Genomic DNA, 1342 nt, shown 5'->3' with positions numbered 1-1342 from the left:
GATTCACCCATGGCACCCCGTCACCCCGCCCTCGCCCGCCTCGCCCCCGGCGAGGGCCGGCTCACCCTCGGCCTGGAACTCCCCCTCGACAACGACTGGGGCCCGTCCCGGCAGGCCACCGACCGTACGGCCGGCCGCTCCCACGGCGTCCCGGACCTCGCCGACCACGCGCGCCTCGCCCGGCTCGCCGACCGGCTCGGCTTCGCCGGCCTCTGGGTGCGCGACGTCCCGCTCTTCGACCCCGTCCGCTTCGGGGACGCCGGGACGGTCTTCGAGACCTTCACCCACCTCGGCCACCTCGCCGCCGTCACCGAGCAGGCCGTCCTCGGCACCGCGGCCGTCGTCCTGCCGCTGCGCGAACCGCTGCTCGTCGCCAAGGCCGCCGCCACCGTCGACGCGCTCTCCGGCGGCCGGATGCTGCTCGGCCTCGCCAGCGGCGACCGTCCCGTCGAGTACCCGCTCTTCGGACGGGACTTCGAGGCCCGCGGCGCCGCCTTCCGCGAGGGACTGCACACCCTGCGCGCCGCCTGGCGCCCGGGCCCGCTGGAACTGCCCGGGGTCGGTCTCGGCCTGGACTTCCAGCTGGAGGTCCTGCCGAAACCGGCGGAGGCGGCGGGCATCCCGATCGCCGTCGCCGGAGGCGCCCAGCAGACGCCCGAGTGGATCGCCGAGCACGCCGACGCCTCGCTCAACTACCCCCGCGACCTGGGCGCGCTGCGCCTGCGGACCCGCCAGTGGCGCGAACTCGCCGGGGAGAAGCCGTACGTGACCCCGATGGTGCTCACCCTCCAGGAGGACCCGGACGCTCCGGCCCGTCCGATCCGGCTCGGCCTCAGCACCGGCCGCAACGCCCTGATCGAGCACCTGGAGACCATGGCGCTGTTCGGGGTCTCGCACGTCTCCTTCAATCTGCGGCCCAACGACCGGCCGGTGGAGGAACTGCTGCAGGAGCTCGCGGAGTACGTCCTGCCGCGCTTCCCCGCATCCGGCGCGTAGGGCTTGCATTACCGCGCGTCTGCAACTATTGTTAACGCATGCAAGACGCGCTCGCATCTATTGCGTGGCCTCTTGCGCCCCGCACCCTCCGTTTCGAAAAGGCACCACCATGTCCCTCAAGGAACTCCTCCCCGGCAAGCTCGGCTACGGCACCGCCCCGCTCGGCAACATGTTCCGCGCGATCCCCGACCAGGAGGCCGCCGCCACCGTCGAGGCCGCCTGGCAGCACGGCGTCCGCTACTACGACACCGCCCCCTTCTACGGCGCCGGGCGGGGCGCGGGCCCGCCCCGCGCGGGGGGGGGGCCCCCCCCCCCCCCCCCGGGGGGGGGGGGGGGGCGGATAAAC

2 protein-coding genes are annotated in these 1342 nt (G+C 74.4%); both read left to right on the top strand.

Features of this window, described 5'->3' with window-relative positions:
• Positions 1-996 (top strand): TIGR03571 family LLM class oxidoreductase (locus ACFV61_RS35455; protein WP_380496256.1); only part of this gene is annotated, 996 nt, incomplete at its 5' end.
• A gap of 109 nt (positions 997-1105) precedes the next feature.
• On the top strand, positions 1106-1342 hold a 237-nt coding region (locus ACFV61_RS35450; protein WP_380496254.1), incomplete at its 3' end, for an aldo/keto reductase.

It is taken from the genome of Kitasatospora sp. NPDC059817, assembly GCF_042731835.1.
Taxonomy (GTDB): domain Bacteria; phylum Actinomycetota; class Actinomycetes; order Streptomycetales; family Streptomycetaceae; genus Kitasatospora.
The sequence above is the reverse complement of the archived record's forward strand: the minus strand, read 5'-3'. Positions and strand labels throughout refer to the sequence as shown.